Raw genomic sequence first — 15386 nt, 5'->3', positions numbered from 1 at the left:
ACGTGGGTTCCAGGGTGGAGGTATGTCGACACCGGATGAACTGGACCTGGCACTCGACATCTTTCTCACCCACCGCGCGCGGCTGTTCGGTATCGCCTACCGAGTTACCGGCGAGACCTGTGGCGCCGAAGACCTGGTCCAAGAGGCATGGCTGCGGTGGCAGCGCACCGACCGCGCGATCGTGGAGAACCCGGCCGCATTTCTGACCACCACCACGACCAACCTCGCGATCAACGTCATCCAGTCGGCCCGGCACCGCTACGAAGCGCCGACCGCGTCGCCATTGGATTATCTGGCCGCCACCGTCGAGGACGAACCCATGTTGCATACCGAACAGACTGCGGTGGTCGAGGAGATGCTGGCCCTGCTGATGGCGAGGTTGACGCCAGGGGAGCTGGCCGCCTACGTGCTGCGCAGAGGGTTCGGGTACGCGTACGCAGACATCGCCGCGCTACTGCGGACCCGTGCCGCCACCGCGCGGCAACTGGTTCGCCGGGCCCAGACCCGCCTCGACGCCGGCGAGCGCACCTCAGCGGTCCTGATTGCCGCACACCGCCGTCTTGCCACCGCGTTCCTTCACGCCGCCCGCACCGGTGACCGGCGGGATTTGGAGCACCTTCTCGCCGTCGACTACGCCAGTTCACGGGCCGCATGAGTGTCGATACCTCAGGTCGGTTGGCCCGGCCTGTCGAGACGCCTCGCGTCGAGGAGTTGGAGCGACTCGATGGAACGCGGCAACGCCTCCTCGGCCGGCAACGGGAATGCTCAATCCTCGACGACGTCATCACGGCCGTGTCGGGCGGCCGCAGCGCGGCCCTGGTGTTGCGGGGGGAGGCCGGGATCGGCAAGACCGCGCTACTCGACCACGTGGGCATCCACGCCACTCGTTGCCGGGTGGTGCGGGTCGCGGGAATCGAGGCAGAGGCAGAACTCGCGTTCGGCGGGTTGCACCGACTGTGCGCGCCATTCCGGAAACACTTCGACCGGCTACCTGTCCCACAACGGTCGGCGTTGGAAACGGCGTTCGGGCTCAGCGCGGGAACTCCTCCGGATCGTTTCCTCGTCGGCCTCGCCGTCCTCAGCCTGCTGGCGGATGTGGCCGCGCAGCGGCCGGTGGTGTGTCTGGTCGACGACGCGCATTGGTTGGATCGGATTTCAGCCCAGACATTGTCGTTCGTCGGACGCAGGCTGCTGGCCGAGCGGGTAGTCCTGCTGTTCGCGGTACGTGAGCCGGCCGATGGCGATGTGCTGAGGGATTTACCCGCGCTGCAGATTGAGGGCCTGGGCGATCACGACGCCCGGACCTTGCTGGCCAGGGGCTGTCCGGGCCGCGTCGACGACCGGGTTCTCGATCGCATTCTGGCCGAATCTCGCGGGAATCCACTTGCGCTCCTTGAACTTCCACGTGAGTTGACGGTCGCGCAATTGGCGGTGGGGCCCGGCCGGCTGGACGACCAGCCGCTGGCCGGCCAGATTGAGAAGGGCTTCCTGCGTCGCCTGCGTTCATTGTCACCCGAAGCCCAGCTGCTGGTGCTGCTCGCCGCGGCTGATCCGGTGGGAGATGTGGCGCTGTTGCGGCGCGCGGCCGTGGCGTTGGATATCGACATCGTCGCCGCCAGTGCCGAAGCGCAGGCGCGCGACCTGCTCACCGTCGGCACCATGGTCAGGTTCCGGCATCCGCTGGTGCGCTCGGCGGCCTACCGATCGGCGACGACACCGCAGCACCGGCAGGTGCACCGGGCGTTGGCGGAGGCGACGGACCCCGATCATGACCCCGATCGACGCACGTGGCACTTGGCAAGTGCCGCAAGTCGGCCCGATGAGGGTGTGGCCGCCGGCCTCGAGCTGGCGGCCACCCGAGCCCGCGCACGCGGCGGTGCTGCCGCGGCGGCCGCGTTTCTCGACCGGGCCGCCGAACTGACACCTGATCCGCGTCGTCGGGGCTCCCGTTCGCTGGCCGCAGCACAGGCCAAGAGCGAGGCCGGTGAGTTCGGCGAGGCTCTCGAACTGCTCGACGCCATCCGGACTCTGCCGCTGACGAAGCGTGAGTGCGCCCTCGCCGAGCTGGTGCGCGGACGAAGTCTCTTCTCATTCCGGAGCGCGAGCGCGGGCCTGCCCGCACTCCTCGGCGCGGCCAAACAGCTTGAGCCACTTGACTCGGCGTTGGCAACCGAAACCTACCGCGATGCCCTCTACGCCGCCCTCACCGCCGGCCGATTGGCCGATGGCGTTGGGGTGGAGCAGGTGGCGGCCGCGATCCTGGCGATGCGCAGACCGGGGGACCCGGCGCGCTCAGATCTGCTCCTCGAGGGCGTTTCCCGGATCACGGTTGCGGGCTACGGGGCGGGAGCGCCGCTGGTTCAGCGCGCACTGGCCGCCTATCGAACAGGAGAACTCTCGTCGCAGGAAGGACTGGGCTGGCTTCCTCTGGCGTGCCGATTGGCGCACAACACCTGGGAATTCGAGGCCTGGTCGACGCTGTCGGCCAAGCTGGTCGAGTTGGCGGTGGACACCGGTGCGCTTGCCATCCTGCCGTCGGCGATGCTGCTGCGGCTGTCGAACCGGGTCTACGCAGGCGACCTGGCAGCGTCGGACGCCCTGGTCGCCCAGGCTGCAACGTTGGGCGAGGTGACCGGAAGCAGCTTCTTCGCGCACTACGGCGCCATGGTCGTCGAACCGTGGCGGGGCGACGAGACGCGCACGCGGCAAGCGATCGACCTGATCACCTCCGACCCGTTGTTGCGCGGCGAGGGCAAGGCACTGACGGCCACGGAGTGGGCGGCCGCGGTGCTCTACAACGGACTCGGCCGGTATGACGAGGCACTCGCAGCCGCTCGGCGTGGATCGGTATATCCACGGGAGCTTGGACTGTCGACATGGTCGATGGTCGAGTTGGTAGAGGCGGCAGCAAGATTGGGAGTGCCGGCAGAGGCGGCCGAGGCGGTACGGCACATCGAAGACATGGCTGCGGTGAGCGGGACCGACTGGGTGCGCGGTACGGCAGCCTATGTCGGCGCGCTGGTGGCTGACGGTGCTGTCGCCGAACAGCTCTATCGGGATGCCATCGAGCTGCTTGAGCGCACCGACGTCCGAATAATCACCGCACGAGCCTATTTGGTGTACGGCGAATGGTTGCGAGGCGAGCAGCGGCAAGGTGAGGCTCGGCAGCTCCTTGGCCGTGCATACACATTGCTGAGCGATATGGGTGCCAACGGATTCGCCGAGCGGGCGCGTCGAGAACTCGCTGCCGCGGGCGCAGCACCGGTGAATGGTCCCGCGGTCCGTCGGCAGGCATCCGACGGCGTGTCGCTCACCGCGCAGGAATTGCAGATCGCCCGGCTTGCCGCCGATGGTCTGACCAACCCGGAGATCGGCGCGCAACTGTTCATCAGCACTCACACCGTCGAGTGGCATCTACGAAAAGTGTTCAGCAAGTTCGGTATCCGTTCCCGCCGGGATATCGCGGTGAAGCTGGAGGATAGCCGCCGTCACAATTTTGGTTGTTGAACGGTCTATATCTGTATGCGGCGGACACCTTTTCAGGATTCGGGAACACGTGTTCTGTTCGGTCGCGATGCCGAATGCCGGCTTCTGGAGGATCTGGTCACGGGTGTGCCGAACGGAAGTCGGGTGCTGGTGTTGCGCGGGGATGCCGGTGTCGGGAAGACCGAGCTGCTGAGCCACTTGCTCGAGCGGGTCGGGCACCACCGAACGACGCACGTGACCGGAGTGCCATCCGACATGGATCTGGACTTCGCCGGTCTCCAGCAACTGAGCCGACCGCTGCTCGGTCACCTCGACGGGCTGCCGGATGCCCAACGTGACGCACTGGTCGTGATCCTGGGACTCGGATCCGGTGCGCCACCGCCCGAAAAATTGGTGGAATCGGCGGTGTTGAGCCTGCTGGCCGCCGCGTGCCGCGACCGTCCGCTGTTCTGCGTCGTGGACGACGCACAGTGGCTGGATCGCGCCACCCTGGAGATTCTGGCGTCCGTGGCACGGCGATTCGCAACCGCTGGGGCAGGCCTGGTGTTCGCAACCCGGGACACCGGCGCCGACGTACTGAGCGGATTGCCCGAACTGGTGATCGGCCCGTTGTTGGATGAGCACGCGCGGGAGCTGTTGCGCACAGTGATGATGAGCCGTCTCGACCCACGCGTCAGCGATCGGATCATCGCCGAGACCCGAGGTAATCCACTTGCGTTGGTGTCACTTCCGCACGATCGGGCTGCCGCGGAACTTGTCGGGGCGCGGCGCCGCGGCGCCACTCCTTCGGCGATCAGACGGATCGAGCTGGACTTTGTCGAGCTGATCCGTGCGCTGCCCGAGCCGACTCGACAGCTGCTCCTCGCAGCTGCGGCCGAGCCGGTCGGCGATGCCGCGGTGTTGGCCTGCGTGGCGGACAACCTGGGGATTGCCGTCGACATGCTGGCGCCCGCAGTGGCCGCCCGGGTGGTCGAGATCGATTCCGATGTGCGGTTTCTGCACCCCCTCGCCCGGTCGGCCGCTTACTATGCTGCCGACCCGCCCGTTCGGCGCGAAATGCACCGTGTCCTGGCCGAAGTCACGGATGCCGAGACCGATCCCGACCGCCGGATGTGGCATATCGCCAACGCCGCGACGTGGCCCGACGATGAGGTGGCGGCGCAGCTCGAAGCCGCTGCCGGGCATGCGCACACGAAGATCGGCGTGGCCGTGGCAGCAACTTTCCTCGAACGGGCCGCAGTCCTGACATCGGTTCCGGAGCTTCGCTGTGATCGAGCGCTGGCGGCAGCCCGAGCCAAGCTCGATGCCGGTGCCTTTTCCGATGCCGACGAGTTGCTCACCATGGCAGAGCTCGCGTCGACGACCGGACTGCAGAGGGCGCGGGCCGCGTGGCTGTCCGCGCAGATGGAATTCGCCAAGCGCCGCAGCGGCGATGTCGCTGCGGCCTCATTGAGTGACATCGCATCCCGAATGTGGGATGCAACAGTCGAATTCGATCACTTCGACGGCGAGGTGAGCCTTGAGGCACATCTCGAAGCTCTCGCAGTGGCGGTATACGCCGGCCGGCTTGGAGATATCCCGGCCGTGGCGAGGATGGCCGAGACCGCGCATTGCGGTATCGAACGGCTGCCCGCGCTGCCTCTCATTCAGCAGTCCACGGCCTACGACCTATGGGATGACGCGTTGGCGCACCGGCTCTCCACGGCGGCGGTCCGACGAGTCCGGGCGTCCGACGCGTTGGCACTGCTTCCGGAGACCCTCGCCTATCGGGCCCTCGTGCATATGTTGGCCGGCGAGCTCGTAGCCGCCGAAGCTCTTCTGACGGAGGCCAATTCGATCTCCCTGTCGACCCGCTACTGCTCCCCGCTGCGCTACCATTCTCTTGCGCTGGATGCGTGGAAGGGTGATCCCGACGATCTCGATGCGCTCAAGACCGGTGCTGAGGCAGCATCGGCCTGTGGTGAAGGCCGGATGTTGGGCGTAGCCCGGTATGCGACCGCCGTCCTCTGCAATGGACTCGGCCGCTACGAGGAGGCATTCGCCGCGGCCCAGCAGGCGGCCGAGTATGAGGACCTCGGACTTTACGGCTGGTATCTGGTCGAACTGATCGAGGCGGCCACCCGCATCGGCAACATCGACGCCGCACAGAAGGCCTGCAAGCGTCTCACCGAACGTCTGTCGGCCCGCGACACAGACTGGGCCCTGGGAACTTTGGCGGGTGCGCAGGCTTTGGTGGCCGACGATGGAGATGCCGAGGCTCACTACCGTGAGGCGATCGCCCGGCTGGGGCGTACTCGCATCAGGGTTCACCTGGCCCGCGCCCATCTGCGCTACGGGGAATGGCTGCGCCGTCGAAGGCGCCGGTCAGCAGCCAAGGAACACCTCACCATCGCCCACAACATGTTCTGTGCTTTTGGTGCCCAGGCTTTCGCTGATCGTGCCGGGCGAGAGTTGATCGCGAAGGGGGAGAGGGCGGGCCGACAGCCCTTTGCCGGCGGCGATGCCCTGACGGCTCAGGAGGCACAGATCGCGCGGCTGGCCGCAGACGGGCTGACCAACGTGGCGATCGGAGAGCAGCTGTTCATCAGCACCCACACCGTCGAGTGGCACCTGCGAAAAGTGTTCGTCAAGCTCGGGGTTACCTCACGTCGACAACTTCGAGGCTTGGCGGGCAGCCTCGCTCATCAGCCTTGTGGTGGTGGAAGCCGGCCAAGGCGCGGCTGACCCGGTCGGCCACCGCGGTCGGCGGTCACCGCCCGACGAACTCCACGACAACCTCGGAGAACGCGTCGTTGTCATCCCCGGCCGCGGTGTGCCCCGCATCGGACAACTCGACGAACTCGGCGGCGGGCACTTTCTCCAGAAAGTCCTGTACACCCTCGGGACTGACCACATCGGAGAGCTTGCCGCGGATCAGCAGGATCGGGATGGACAGGTTCATCGCGGCAGTTTCCAGCTTGTCGACCCGGGCGAACGGATCGTCCTCGGGTTTGGTGAGGAAGGCCGGATCCCAGTGCCAGTACCAGCGCCCGTCGCGCAGGCGCAGGTTCTTCTTCAGGCCCTCCGGGCTGCGCGGCTTGGTGCGGTAGGGCAGGTAGGCAGCGACGGCCTCGGCCGCCTGCTCCAGGGAGTCGAAGCCGTCGACGTTGTTGAACATGAAGTCGCGGATACGCGCGCTGCCGCTCTTCTCGAACCGGGGCACCACATCGACCAGCAGAAGCTTGGTGACCAACTCCGGACCCGCCTCATGAGCGGCCAGGATGCTGGTCAGCCCACCCATACTGGCCCCGATCAGCACCACCGGGCGGCCGACTTGGTACAGCACGTGCTGTACGTCGGCGCTCAGTGCCTCCACCGAATAGTTTGCGCTGGGTGAGCGGTCGCTGTCGCCGTGACCACGCGCGTCGAGCGCGATCACGTGCGAGCCATCGTCGGCCAGGATCTGTCCGGTGTTCTTCCAGGAATACCGGTTCTGTCCGCCACCGTGCAGCAGCAGAATCGTTGGTCGGTCAGCAGCAGACGCGGCGTCCCGGTTCCATTCGTCGCCGACCAGATTCAGGTCATCGACACCCCGGAACGTGACGATGTGTGATTCGCTGTGCTCGGTTTTCCCGGTACTCACGGACATTCCTCTCGGCCGGCCCCGGAAGTCACGTTACCCAGGCGGGTTTTCAGCGCATCTGCCACCCGGACAAGCGTGCCGTTTCTAGAATCGTCAACCGTGCAGTGCGAGCCAGGTGTCGAATCGGGTGAAGCGGTGATCGATGAGCGCCGCGCGATCATCAAGGCCGCCTTCAGCTGCCTGGCCGAGCCCCACGCCGGCGCGGTGCCGATCGCTGCGGTGCTGGCCCGGGCCGGGCTGTCCACCCGGGCGTTCTATCGGCACTTCGAATCCAAGGACGCGTTGTTCCTGGCCATGCAGGAGAGTTCGGGCAGGGCGCTGGGCTGCCGGCTCGACCAGATCGCCGACGACACCGACGGTGCACCGGCGGATCAGCTGGCGCACTGGATCAGGGTGTCGTTCGACGTGATACGTGATGCGCGGTCGCGCGGACGTGCGATGGTCCTGGATCTGGAGGAGGTCCGCTCGGCCAAGGGTTACCAGTCCGTGCAGGAACAGTGGCGCCTCGACCGCGAACGGTCGCTGGCGGCCCTCCTGCGCCGCGGCCGGGACGACGGATCCCTTCCGCTGACCAGGCCGGAGCGGGACGCCGCGGCCATCCGAGCCGTGGTCAGCCATGAGTTGTCCCGGCTGAGTGCCGACGGAGATTGGGAGTGCGCGTGTGCCGCGGCGGTGGACTTTGCGCTGCGTGCGGTCGGGGCGCACATCACGAGCAGGGAGCCCGGCGGGACGGAGGGGTAGTCGCGTGCGCGGGCCTATCCGGGACTGCCGGTACCGCTGATGACGATGTGACCGGTGCCACGTACGTTGGACCGCACGCGTGCCATCGCACGCGCCATTGCAGTGCCACCGAGGAGCAGATGAATGGCAGACGACAGCGCCGACGTCGAGCCGGTCGAGCCGACCGAGACCGAGGAGTCGAGTCAGTCCGCCCCTGAAGCCGAGGGTGTCGAAGAGACTGACGACGAGGCTGCTGAGGACGAGTCTGACGAAGCTGAAGATGCGACAACGAAGCGGCGGGGCTCCCTGCGCACGCCATCTGTAGCGCTTGTCGGAGTGGCGCTCGTCGTCGCGCTGGCGGCGCTGACCGGTTGGCTGGGCTACGGCTTTTACCACGTCCACCATGAACAGCAGCGGCGTGACATGTTCATGGAAACTGCGCGGCAGGGTGCGACAAATCTGACGAGCATCGACTGGGAGCACGCCGAAGACGACATTCAGCGAGTCCTCGACTCATCGACCGGACGGTTCTACGACGACTTCGAGAGACGCTCGAAGTCGTTCCTCGACGTGGTCAAGCAGATCAAGTCGAAGTCGGTGGGCACTGTGACCGCATCGGGTTTGGAGTCTTACTCGGATGACAAGGCGGACGTGCTCATGTCCGTGACCGTTCGGTCCACGAATGCGGGTGTGCCGGAGCAGGCTCCTCAGGTGTGGCGAATGGTGTTGACGGTGCAGGATATTGATGGCAAGGCGAAGGTTTCCAACGTGGAGTTCATCCAGTGAGCGGCCGGCACAAGATGCCGCCGTCGGGGCGTCGTAAGGCCACAGCGGATTCTGCAGAGAGCACCGAGCCGGCCGGCATTGAGCCGGCAGGCATTGAACAGGTAGGCACTGAACAGGTAAACCTCGAGAAGGTAAGCCCTGAGCCAGACGCCGTCGAGGGCGAGGCGCCCGAGGAGCCGGCGCCCGAGGAAACCGTCGCCACCGAGGCGGACGAGCCCGCTGGCGAAGCGGACGAAGCCGTAGAAGCCGAGGCAGTGAACGAGCCGGCCGAACCCAAGCCGTCCCGCGACCGCTCGCGGGTCAGCGTGGCAATCGTCCTGGCGGCCATCGCGTTGCTGTTGGCAGTGTCCTCCGGGGTGCTGCGGTGGCTGACCGTGTCGCAGGACGAAAGCGACACGGCCCGAGCCGAATCCGTTCAGGCGGCCAAAGAGATCACCGTCGAGATGCTGTCGTACGAGACCGAGACGGTCGACCAACAGCTCACTGCGGCCCGTGACCGGATGACCGGGGAGTTCCTGGGCACCTACACCGCGATGATCAACGAGGTGATCCCGGCCGCGCACGCTCAGCGGATCGCTGCCGTCGCCGACGTGCTGCGGATAGGGACGGTCACCGCGAAACCGGACAGCGTCGAGGTGGTGCTGTTCGTCAACCAGAGCGTCCAGGTCGGAGACCACATGCCGCAGAAGACCCCGTCGGTGGCACGGGCCACGATGGTCAAAGACGGTGACCACTGGCTGATGTCCAAGTACGAACCGGTGCCGCTGTGACCGAGCCGCGCTGGATCGATGTCGCCACCCCCGCGGTGCAACTGCGGGCGCTGGTGTGGGGGCCCGATGACGGCCCGGTTGCTTTGTGCCTACACGGTTTTCCTGACACCGCCTACGGCTGGCGCAAGGTGGCCCCGGTGCTGGCGGAGGCGGGCTGGAAAGTAGTGGCGCCGTTCATGCGCGGCTACCTGCCCTCGTCGATTCCCACCGACGGCAGCTATCACGTCGGTGCACTGATGGACGATGCGTTGCGCCTGCTGCAGGCCGTCGGACCGTCCGGACGCGATGTGATCATCGGCCACGACTGGGGTGCCATGGCGGCGTCGGGTGTGGCCGCGCTGCCGGACAATCCGTTCGAGAAGGCCGTGATCATGTCGGTGCCGCCAATGGCGTCGTTTCAGCCGTTGGGCCGGGTGCCCGATGCCGGCAAGCTCTTGGCCCAGTTGCCGCGTCAGGCGTTGCGCAGCTGGTACATGATGTATTTCCAATTGCCGTGGCTTCCGGAACGTTCCGCGTCCTGGGTGTTACCTCGGCTGTGGAAGACGTGGTCACCGGGATACGACGCCGCCGACGACCTGCGCCACGTCGACGCCGCGATCGGTGCGCCCGACCGGTGGCGGGCTGCCCTGGGCTACTACCGGGCCACGATCCGCATGAGCAAACCGCCGCCACAGTACGCCGAGCTGCACAAGCACTGGCTGCTCCCGCCAGTGTTGCCGTCGTTGTACCTGCACGGCACCGATGACGGCTGTGCCGCACCGGATTACATCCGGTGGGTACGCGAGGTGCTGCCCGCGGGCAGCGATGCCCATGGCGTCGAATCCGGCGGCCACTTCCTGCAGCTCGATCAGCCGGACGTCACCGCCGCCCGCATCCTGGACTTCGTCGGACGTGCGGGCTAGCCGACTCACTGCGGTCGATGCGCAGATGTTCTGGATGTCGTCCAGGATGCCCAACGACACCTTCCTGCTGTACGGATTCGACGGGGTGCCCACCGATCTGAAGGGAGCACTCGGCGAGCTCGCTGCCAACGCCGGCACCAGCCCGGACCTCTCGCAACGGATTGACGACAGCGAACGGCTGCACTACCCGGCCTGGGTACCGTCGAGGGTCGACGAATCCCGTTTCGTGGTGCACGATCTCGATCAGCCGACCTGGCTGGGTTGTCTGGCCGCGGTGAGTGAGCTGGTGGATGCTCAACTCGATGCGCAGCTGGCACCGTGGCGGCTGCATGTCTTCCCCGGAGTCGAGGGGGCGACCGGCGTCGCCGGCGTGGGCACAGTCGCGGTATTGCAGATCACCCACGCCCTCGGCGGTGGCGGGCGCACCTGTGGCCCGGCGGCAGTGATGTTCGGCCGCCAGGGAGCGGTGGCGCCCGTGACGCCGGTGTATGGGCATCCCGCGATGTTGCCGTGGCGAGGGTTTGAGGCTGCCCGCGCGCACCGGCAGCTGGTGGCCGACACCGAGGCCGGGCGGGTGCCGCCGGCCGCGATGCCGCGCCCTCCCCTCAGGACCAACGACCGTCCGACGGGTGTACGCAGCATGCGCACGATTGTCCGCGATCGGGCGCAGCTCTCGGGTGCCACCGTGACGGTGAGTGCCCTGGCCGGGATCTCCGAAGCGCTGGCCGGTCAGCTCCGTGCGCTCGGGGCAGATCCGGCCGATCTCGGGGCGGAAGTGACCATGGCGAAATCCGGTCCACGCCAGGCGTACAACCATTTCGGCACGGTCGGCGTTGGCCTGCATCCGTCGCTCCCGGTGACCCAGCGGCGCGACGCTATCGGCGCCGAGCTGGCGGCACGGCGGGAGCGGGCCGCTCACCCCGCAATGCGGGCCTCTGAGCGCGCGTTCGCCGCCACCCCGGCCCCGCTGTTGCGTTGGGGGATAAGCCAGTTCAATCCCGATGCCCGGTCGGTGACGGTCACCGGGAACACCGTGGTGTCCAGTGTGAATTGCGGTGCCGCGGATTTCAGTTTCGGCGGTATGCCGGTGCGGATGGCAGCCGCGTTTCCCGGGTTGTCGCCGATGGTGGGGCTCACCCACTGCGTGACGGGCGTGGGAGACACCATCTCGATCAGCGTGTTCGCGGCGGAGTCGGCGATCGGGGACGTCGACGGGTACCTCGACCGGCTCGAAGCCGCCTTATGACTCGTCTGCCGAGCTAGCCGCGGCGCAACATCGCGATGCCGACGTCCAGCGCGGACTCCAGATAGCTGAGGTCGCCGGAGGCCAGCATCACGCTGACGCCACCCTGGATTCCGGCCAGCAGCGCGGCGCCCACCTGGTCAGCGTCCAGATCGGAGGCCATCTTTCCCTGCGACTGCATGTGCCGGATGCCTGCGGTGATTTCGTCATGCCATTGTCGCAGCAAGGCTTTGGTGACCGCCTGCGCGCCGGGAGTGGCGCGGCCGATCTCCGACATCAGCAGGCTCAGCGGGCAGCTTTGGCCCTGTCGGCGGTACCGCTCGACCACGGCGTCACGCCAACGCTGCCAGGCCGCCCATGAGGTCAACTCGCCGAGGTAGGGCTGTTGGTCCTCCAGGACCATCTGGGCTTCGCGTTCGGCGACCGCGAGCAACAGCTGGTCCTTGCCGTCGGGGAAGTAGTGGAACAGCTGGCTTTTCGAGGTCTGGGTCTGGGCTCGGATATCGTCGAGCGTGGTGGCGGCCACGCCGCTGTTACGGATCACCGCGGTGGCGCCCTCGATGATGCGGCGGCGGGTGGCCTCACCTTTAGCGGTCAGTTTCTGGACTTGCAGGTCCATTTTTAACGGCTTATACCTGGACTCATGAGTCCAAACACTACGCGCCTGCAAGGCCGCACAGCACTCGTCACGGGATCCACCGGCGGCCTCGGCGTCGCCATCGCCAAGGCCCTTGCCGCCCACGGCGCCCTAGTCATCGTCAGCGGCCGCAACCAGGAGCGCGGTGATGCCGTCGTCGCCGACATCCGCGCTGCCGGAGGGCAGGCCGAATTCGTCGCCGCCGACCTGGGCGCCGGGGCAGACGAGGTGCGGCGCCTCGCACAACGGGCCGCCGAGGCTGCCGGCGGTCAGATCGACATCCTGGTCAACAACGCGGGTGTGTGGGGGCGACCAGAACCCACCGGCGTGGTCTCCGAACAGGCACTGCTGGAGTCATATCAGACCAACGTCATCGCCCCGTTCCTGCTGACCGGGGCACTGGTGCCGGCGATGGCCGAGCGTGGCCACGGCGCGGTGATCAACGTCGGTTCGATCACCGGGTTGATCGGGGGAGACAAATCAGCTCTGTACTCGTCGACCAAGGCGGCCGTGCACTCGCTGACCAAGTCCTGGGCGGTCGAATACGGGCCGTTCGGGGTGCGGGTGAACGCGGTGGCTCCCGGGCCGATCGCCACAGAGCGCGCGGCCGACGTGGCCGATGAAATCGCACCGGTGCTGGCGCGCATCCCGTCCCGGCGCATGAGTACCCCCGAAGAGGTCGCTGCGACTGTCGTGTTCCTGGCCGGTGAAGACGCCGGCAATATCCACGGAGCGATCCTCAGTGTGGATGGGGGCTGGGCGGCGGCTTAACAGATGTCCTACATTCTGTTACATGGCTTCCTCCGCTTACGACACGGCGATCCTGCTCCTGCGCGTGGTCCTCGGTCTGACCATGGCCGCCCACGGCTACAACAAGTTCTTCGGTGGCGGGCGCATCCCCGGCACCGCCGGATGGTTCGACAGCATCGGCATGAAGCCGGGCATGTTCCACGCCCGGGTCGCGGCCAGCACGGAAGTGGCGGCTGGGCTGGGCTTGGCTTTGGGTCTGCTGACCCCGGTGCCTGCGGCCGGGTTCGTGGCGCTGATGCTGGTGGCGGCCTGGACCGTGCACCGGGCCAACGGTTTCTTCATCGTCAAAGAGGGCTGGGAGTACAACCTGATCCTGGCGGTCGCGGCGGTGGCGATCGCGGGCCTCGGCGCCGGCCGCTACAGCCTGGATCACCTGTTGTTCTCCGACTCCGGCTTCTACCACCTGCTGCACGGTTGGTGCGGGCTGACCATTGCGATCGTTCTCGGCTTGGTCGGTGGCATCGGCCAGCTGGTGGTCTTCTTCCGTCCGCCGGTCAAGGAGTCTTGACCTCTGCTCGCCAGCAGACACAAACTCGCCCATTTTCGGATGAAAATGTGCGAGTTTGCGTCTGTTCGCGTGAGGGCGGAATAGAACACGTTCTAGTCTGACCGGCATGGGTTTTCTCAAACAGGAATCTCCTCAGATCAACTTCGAGGAGTGGAGCAAGGGCAGTCGGGCCGAGAAGATTCAGCCGATGGCCCGGCACTGGGCCGAGGTCGGCTTCGGAACCCCGGTGGTCCTGCACCTGTTCTATGTCGTCAAGATCCTGGCCTACATCTTGGGTGCCTGGCTGATCGCGCTGACGACCTCGGGGATCGACGGGTTCACCAACGTCGCCTCCTGGTACGCCGAGCCGATCGTCTACCAGAAGGTCGTGTTCTACACGATGCTGTTCGAGCTCGTGGGCCTCGGTTGCGGCTTCGGCCCACTCAACAACCGGTTCTTCCCGCCCATGGGATCGATCCTGTACTGGTTGCGTCCCAAAACGATTCGGCTGCCACCGTGGCCGAACCGGGTACCGCTGACCAAGGGGGACAGCCGCACCGTCGTCGACGTGGCGCTGTACGGGGCGCTGCTGGCGATGTTGGTGGTGGCACTGTTCTCTCAAGGCACCGGCCCCATCCCGGCGCTCGGAAGTCAGGTCGGTGTGCTGCCGGTGTGGCAGACCGCGGCGATCGTCGGCCTGCTGGCCGTGGCCGGCCTGCGTGACAAGGTGATCTTCCTGGCCGCCCGCGGCGAGGTGTACGGATCACTGGCGGTCTGCTTCCTGTTCAGCGGTGCCGACATCGTCATCGCCGCCAAGCTGATCTGTCTGGTGATCTGGATCGGCGCGGCGACCTCCAAGCTCAACAAGCACTTCCCGTTCGTCATCTCGACGATGATGAGCAACAACCCGGTGTTCCGGCCGCGCTGGATCAAGCGCAGGTTCTTCGAGCATTTCCCGGACGATCTCCGCCCGGGCCCGCCGTCGCGGTTCCTGGCCCATTTCTCCACTGCCATCGAAGGTTTGGTCCCGTTGGTGTTGTTCTTCTCCCACGGGGGCTGGCCGACGGCGATCGCGGCATTCGTCATGCTCGTGTTCCACTTCGGCATCCTGAGCTCCATTCCGATGGGCGTGCCGCTGGAGTGGAACGTCTTCATGATGTTCTCGGTGCTGGCGTTGTTCGTCGGCCACGCCGGCGTTGGCCTGGGCGACCTGAACAGCCCGTGGCCGATCGTGTTGTTCGCCGTGGTCGCAGGCACCGTCGTGCTGGGAAACCTCTTCCCGCGCAAGATCTCCTTCCTGCCCGGCATGCGGTATTACGCGGGCAACTGGGATACCTCGCTGTGGTGCGTCAAGCCCTCGGCCGCCGAGAAGATCGATAAGGGCATCGTGGCGATCGCCAGCATGCCGGCCGCTCAGATGGAGCGGTACTACGGCAGCCCGGAGACCGCGCAGATGTATCTGTATATGGGATATGCGTTCCGCGGCTTCAACTCTCACGGCCGGGCCCTGTTTACCCTGGCGCACCGGGCGATGGCCGGGTACAACGAGGACGACTACGTGTTGACCGACGGGGAGCGGATCGTCTCGACGGCCATCGGCTGGAACTTCGGCGACGGGCACATGAGCAACGAGCAACTCGTGGCGGCTCTACAGAAGCGGTGCCATTTCGAGCCGGGGGAGGTGCGCATCGTGATGCTCGACGCTCAGCCGATCCAGCATCAGACCCAGCAGTACCGGCTCGTCGACGCGGCCACCGGAGAATTCGAGCGGGGATACGTCAAGGTTGCCGACATGGTGACGAGGCAACCCTGGGACGACGAACTGCCGGTCTACGGAGGCTCCGGCGCGACGCAGTGAGCTCGGTGAACCAGCGCCCGGTTCGAGGATGGGCGCACTGGGTATGGCCGGTAACGTGCCGCAGG

Annotated in this window: 13 protein-coding genes; 11 read left to right on the top strand and 2 right to left on the bottom strand. The window is 66.5% G+C overall.

Annotated elements, in window-relative coordinates; genetic code table 11:
* Positions 1 to 22: 22 nt before the first annotated feature.
* The 3 genes from HBE63_RS18395 to HBE63_RS18385 are packed head-to-tail and all read left to right on the top strand — an operon-like array spanning position 23 to position 6210.
* Positions 23 to 655 carry a sigma factor gene (locus tag HBE63_RS18395; RefSeq protein WP_166906021.1) on the top strand — a complete coding sequence of 211 codons (633 nt, stop codon included), beginning with the start codon at positions 23 to 25 and terminating at the stop codon, positions 653 to 655.
* The gene (locus HBE63_RS18390) at positions 652 to 3507 is read left to right on the top strand and encodes a LuxR family transcriptional regulator (protein WP_166906020.1); all 2856 of its coding nucleotides are present in this window, start codon (positions 652 to 654) and stop codon (positions 3505 to 3507) included. Before HBE63_RS18395 ends, HBE63_RS18390 begins: the two co-directional genes overlap by 4 nt.
* 15 nt (positions 3508 to 3522) lie before the next feature.
* Positions 3523 to 6210 (top strand): AAA family ATPase, encoded by a 2688-nt coding sequence (locus tag HBE63_RS18385; RefSeq protein WP_166906019.1) that lies wholly within the window; start codon positions 3523 to 3525, stop codon positions 6208 to 6210.
* 25 nt (positions 6211 to 6235) lie between these two features.
* On the opposite strand, the gene HBE63_RS18380 is transcribed toward HBE63_RS18385, so the two are convergent.
* Complete coding sequence (locus HBE63_RS18380) at positions 6236 to 7108, bottom strand: alpha/beta fold hydrolase (protein WP_166906018.1); 873 nt, start codon at positions 7106 to 7108, stop codon at positions 6236 to 6238.
* Between the two features lie 99 nt (positions 7109 to 7207).
* Here HBE63_RS18380 and HBE63_RS18375 point away from each other — a divergent pair, with 99 nt between their 5' ends.
* The 5 genes from HBE63_RS18375 (at position 7208) to HBE63_RS18355 (ending at position 11532) form a co-directional block, all read left to right on the top strand.
* On the top strand, positions 7208 to 7849 hold the full coding sequence (locus tag HBE63_RS18375; protein WP_243858139.1) for a TetR/AcrR family transcriptional regulator: 642 nt from the start codon (positions 7208 to 7210) through the stop codon (positions 7847 to 7849).
* A 123-nt stretch (positions 7850 to 7972) separates the two neighbouring features.
* Complete coding sequence (locus HBE63_RS18370) at positions 7973 to 8614, top strand: Mce protein (RefSeq protein ID WP_166906017.1); 642 nt, start codon at positions 7973 to 7975, stop codon at positions 8612 to 8614.
* A complete protein-coding gene (locus HBE63_RS18365) occupies positions 8611 to 9384 on the top strand; it encodes a hypothetical protein (RefSeq protein WP_166906016.1) in 774 nt (257 codons plus the stop codon). The genes HBE63_RS18370 and HBE63_RS18365 overlap by 4 nt, the downstream gene beginning before the upstream one ends.
* Complete coding sequence (locus HBE63_RS18360; protein WP_166906015.1) at positions 9381 to 10286, top strand: alpha/beta fold hydrolase; 906 nt, start codon at positions 9381 to 9383, stop codon at positions 10284 to 10286. Before HBE63_RS18365 ends, HBE63_RS18360 begins: the two co-directional genes overlap by 4 nt.
* A 25-nt stretch (positions 10287 to 10311) precedes the next feature.
* On the top strand, positions 10312 to 11532 hold the full coding sequence (locus HBE63_RS18355; RefSeq protein ID WP_371815042.1) for a WS/DGAT domain-containing protein: 1221 nt from the start codon (positions 10312 to 10314) through the stop codon (positions 11530 to 11532).
* Between the two features lie 13 nt (positions 11533 to 11545).
* Here the strand turns inward: HBE63_RS18355 and HBE63_RS18350 are convergent, their stop codons facing one another.
* Complete coding sequence (locus HBE63_RS18350; protein WP_166906013.1) at positions 11546 to 12148, bottom strand: TetR/AcrR family transcriptional regulator; 603 nt, start codon at positions 12146 to 12148, stop codon at positions 11546 to 11548.
* Between the two features lie 24 nt (positions 12149 to 12172).
* On the opposite strand from HBE63_RS18350, the gene HBE63_RS18345 reads away from it, so the two are divergent.
* From HBE63_RS18345 to HBE63_RS18335, 3 genes are all read left to right on the top strand, one after another.
* The gene (locus HBE63_RS18345; RefSeq protein ID WP_166906012.1) at positions 12173 to 12937 is read left to right on the top strand and encodes an SDR family NAD(P)-dependent oxidoreductase; all 765 of its coding nucleotides are present in this window, start codon (positions 12173 to 12175) and stop codon (positions 12935 to 12937) included.
* Positions 12938 to 12959: 22 nt separating this feature from the next.
* Complete coding sequence (locus tag HBE63_RS18340) at positions 12960 to 13484, top strand: DoxX family protein (protein WP_166906011.1); 525 nt, start codon at positions 12960 to 12962, stop codon at positions 13482 to 13484.
* 106 nt (positions 13485 to 13590) lie between these two features.
* Positions 13591 to 15321 carry a DUF3556 domain-containing protein gene (locus HBE63_RS18335; RefSeq protein WP_166906010.1) on the top strand — a complete coding sequence of 577 codons (1731 nt, stop codon included), beginning with the start codon at positions 13591 to 13593 and terminating at the stop codon, positions 15319 to 15321.
* Positions 15322 to 15386 lie beyond the last annotated feature (65 nt).

Origin of the sequence: Mycobacterium sp. DL440 (assembly GCF_011745145.1) — a bacterium.
Lineage (GTDB): Bacteria > Actinomycetota > Actinomycetes > Mycobacteriales > Mycobacteriaceae > Mycobacterium.
Note: the sequence above shows the minus strand (reverse complement) of the source record. Positions and strands in the feature narration are given on the sequence as shown.

Coding starts and splice junctions, on each gene's coding strand:
- HBE63_RS18335 (WP_166906010.1), top strand. CDS start 13,591: ATGGGTTTTCTCAAACAGGAATCTCCTCAGATCAACTTCGAGGAGTGG.
- HBE63_RS18340 (WP_166906011.1), top strand. CDS start 12,960: ATGGCTTCCTCCGCTTACGACACGGCGATCCTGCTCCTGCGCGTGGTC.
- HBE63_RS18395 (WP_166906021.1), top strand. CDS start 23: ATGTCGACACCGGATGAACTGGACCTGGCACTCGACATCTTTCTCACC.
- HBE63_RS18345 (WP_166906012.1), top strand. CDS start 12,173: ATGAGTCCAAACACTACGCGCCTGCAAGGCCGCACAGCACTCGTCACG.
- HBE63_RS18355 (WP_371815042.1), top strand. CDS start 10,312: ATGTTCTGGATGTCGTCCAGGATGCCCAACGACACCTTCCTGCTGTAC.
- HBE63_RS18350 (WP_166906013.1), bottom strand. CDS start 12,148: ATGGACCTGCAAGTCCAGAAACTGACCGCTAAAGGTGAGGCCACCCGC.
- HBE63_RS18390 (WP_166906020.1), top strand. CDS start 652: ATGAGTGTCGATACCTCAGGTCGGTTGGCCCGGCCTGTCGAGACGCCT.
- HBE63_RS18370 (WP_166906017.1), top strand. CDS start 7,973: ATGGCAGACGACAGCGCCGACGTCGAGCCGGTCGAGCCGACCGAGACC.
- HBE63_RS18385 (WP_166906019.1), top strand. CDS start 3,523: ATGCGGCGGACACCTTTTCAGGATTCGGGAACACGTGTTCTGTTCGGT.